General features: G+C 53.7%; 2 protein-coding genes. Both read left to right on the top strand.

The annotated features are described in order from the left end of the window. The first annotated feature begins 158 nt into the window (after nt 1–158). The gene (locus FBQ85_28480) at nt 159–2,162 is read left to right on the top strand and encodes a heme lyase CcmF/NrfE family subunit (protein ID MDL1879070.1); all 2,004 of its coding nucleotides are present in this window, start codon (nt 159–161) and stop codon (nt 2,160–2,162) included. Nucleotides 2,163–2,177: 15 nt separating this feature from the next. Next, the gene (gene add, locus FBQ85_28475) at nt 2,178–3,209 is read left to right on the top strand and encodes an adenosine deaminase (GenBank protein MDL1879069.1); all 1,032 of its coding nucleotides are present in this window, start codon (nt 2,178–2,180) and stop codon (nt 3,207–3,209) included. The last annotated feature ends 45 nt before the right edge of the window (nt 3,210–3,254 follow it).

Below are 3,254 nucleotides of genomic sequence, written 5' to 3'. Positions count from 1 at the left end.
GGCGGCGAGTATGCCGCGCCGCAATCTTCGACTTGAGATTTGAGCCGCATGCCGCCCAAATTTTTTGTTTGAATTCAAGCCCCGCAATGGGGCTTTTTTGAATCCCTTTGACGTTTTTGCAGGCTCACTAACGGCGGAACTTGTAGCAGGATCAACCTATGATACAATTCGGACATATTTTTATCTGGCTCGCGTTGGGCTGTGCAGTTTATGCCATTCTGGCCTCGCTCATCGGCGCGCGGCGTAAAGACGCCCAAATTGTCGCGAGCGGCGAGAACGGCACCCATGGCGTCACGATTTTTCTTACGCTGGCCTCGCTGGCCTTGTGGCAGGCAATTTTTACGGATAATTTCAGAGTTGAGTATGTCGCGAGCTACAGCAATCGCGCGCTGCCGGCCTATTACAAATTTACGGCGTTGTGGGCGGGCATGAAAGGCTCGCTGCTGTTTTGGGGATGGCTGCTGGCGATCTTCGCCTCGTTTTGCATTCTGCTTTACCGCAAAAAACAAATGGCGCTGATGCCATACGTCAACGCCATCACCACTGTGGTCACCTTGTTCTTCATTTGCATGATCACCTTCGTGACCCCGCCCTTCGAGTTGTTGCCCCACGCCCCGCCCGACGGCCGCGGCCTAAATCCGTTGCTGCAACATCCGGCCATGGCGATTCACCCGCCGATATTGTATTTGGGATATGTCGGTTTCACCATTCCATTTGCCTTTGCGCTCGCGGCGTTGATCAGCGGCCAGCTCGGCAATCAATGGCTCACCATCACGCGGCGCTGGACGATCGTGCCCTGGTTTTTTCTCGGCGTGGGCATGATGCTCGGCGGCAAATGGGCTTACATGGAACTCGGCTGGGGCGGCTATTGGGCTTGGGATCCGGTTGAAAACGCCGCGTTAATGCCCTGGCTCACCGGCACTGCGTTTGTGCATTCGGTCATCATTCAGGAAAAGAAAAACATGCTGCGTGTGTGGAATATGGTGTTGATCATTCTCACCTTCACACTCTGCATTTTCGGCACCTTTCTCACCCGCAGCGGCGTCATCTCGTCGGTGCATAGCTTCACCACCTCCAGTTTGGGACCCCTGTTTTTAGCATTTGTGGGTGTAATCGCGATTGGCTCGTCGTGGATTTTGATCATGCGCTCGCATCTCTTGAAGAGTGACACACGCCTGGAAGCCGTGGTCTCGCGGGCGTCCGCGTTCTTGTTTAACAATGTTGTCTTCGTCGTCGCTTGCGCCGCCGTATTTTTGGGAACGGTTTTTCCGGTGGTTTCAGAAGCCGTGCGCGGCGTGAAAATCACCGTAGGCGCGCCCTGGTTTAATGCGGTGCTGGTGCCGATTTCATTGCTGCTGTTATTGCTTACCGGCGTCGGGCCGTTGGTCGCTTGGCGCAAAAGCTCGCTGGAACAATTGCAGAAAATTTTTGCGATTCCGACGATCACCTCGTTAATTGCGTTGGGCATTTTCATCGCGTTGGGCATGCGTCACGTTTATGCGCTGATCTCCTTCACCCTCAGCGTTTTCGTCACCGTAACCATCGTGCTCGAATTTCATCGCGGCGCGGTCGCACGCGGCAGCACCAATGACGAAATTTATCCGGTGGCGCTGTGGCATCTCCTGCTAAAAAACCGGCGGCGCTACGGCGGCTACATCGTGCATTTCGGCATGGTGTTATTGTTCGTGGGCGTCACGGGCGCAGCCTTCACGCAAGAAATTGAAGGCCAGGTGAAGCCGGGCGAATCACTCAAATTGCGCGACTATGAGCTGGTTTATCAAAATACCAAGCAGTTCGAAGATCCCAACAAAGTCGTCGTGCAAGCCACCATGGTGGTCAAACGCGAGGGCGAGGTGGTGGATACGATTTATCCCCAAAAACATTTTTATATCGTGCAAGAGCAGCCGACCACTGAAGTCGCGCTCTTTTCCAATTTGCGCGAAGATCTTTATGTCGTGCTCGGCGCCCACCAGCCGGAAACCAATGCCGCCACGTTTCATATTTATCTCAATCCCCTGGTCAACTGGGTTTGGATTGGCGGCATGGTATTGACGCTCGGCACGTTGATCACCCTGCTTCCTGAGACGCGCGGAAGCCGAAAACAGCAAAAATCCGCACCACCCAAAACCAAAGCCCGCCAACCTGAAGCGGCGACCGCTTGATTGAGGAGAATTCGCATGACCATCACCCGTGACTTCTTGCACGCGCTTCCCAAAACCGACTTGCACTGCCATCTCGATGGCTCGATACGGGTGAAAACCGCAATGGAGTTGGCGAAAGCGAACGGCCTGCCGTTGCCGAGCACGAATGAACAAGACGTTTACGATTTTCTCTCGGTCAAAGGCCAGGTCGAAAACCTCAACGAGTATATTGATAAGTTCGACTTCACGCTCAAGCTGATGCAGGATTATGAATCACTGCGGCGCATCGCATACGAGCTTGCCGAAGATGCCGCAGCGGAGAATTTGCGCTACATCGAAGTGCGCTATTCGCCGATTTTGCATCAGCAAAAGGGGTTGTCGCTCGAACAGGTTGTTGACGCCGTGTTGGAAGGCCTGGGCGAAGCGGAGAAAAAATTCCCGATTCGCGCCGCCGTGATTATCTGCGCGATTCGCAGCATGACGCCGGAGGCCACGCTCCGGCTGGCCGAACTGACCTTGCAATACAAAGGCAAAGGCGTGGTGGCGTTCGATCTTGCCGGCCGCGAGTTTGGCAACCCGGCGAAAGATCATGCCAAGGCTTTTTATTTCATTCGCAAACATTGCATCAATTGCACCGTGCATGCCGGCGAGGCCTACGGCCCGGACAGCATTTACCAGGCCATTCATGCCTGCGGCGCGCATCGCATCGGGCACGGCACGCGCTTGATTGAAGATGAAGAGCTGCTTAACTATGTCTGCGATCATCGCATTCCGCTGGAAGTTTGCCTGATCAGCAACGTGCAAACCAAGGCCGTGCTGCGCATCGAGCATCATCCGTTTAAGAAATTTCTCGATCGCCAATTGCGTGTCACGCTTAACACCGATAACCGGCTGATCTCGCGCACAACCATGACCGACGAGCTGTGGTTGGCAGTGCAAACCTGGGATTTGAATTACGAGCAAGTCAAAAAAATCATCCTCAACGGTTTCAAAAGCCTGTTCATTCCATTCGCCGAAAAAACCAAAATCTATCACGAGGCCAAAGCCGAGTTGGCGAAATATGATTAAACACGTCGCCTGAGTTTGATTGTTTTTTTGAGATGATACTTTAGC

It is taken from the genome of Cytophagia bacterium CHB2, from assembly GCA_030263535.1.
Lineage (GTDB): Bacteria > Zhuqueibacterota > Zhuqueibacteria > Zhuqueibacterales > Zhuqueibacteraceae > Coneutiohabitans.
Note: the sequence above shows the minus strand (reverse complement) of the source record. Positions and strands in the feature narration are given on the sequence as shown.

Coding starts and splice junctions, on each gene's coding strand:
- FBQ85_28480 (MDL1879070.1), top strand. CDS start 159: ATGATACAATTCGGACATATTTTTATCTGGCTCGCGTTGGGCTGTGCA.
- add (MDL1879069.1), top strand. CDS start 2,178: ATGACCATCACCCGTGACTTCTTGCACGCGCTTCCCAAAACCGACTTG.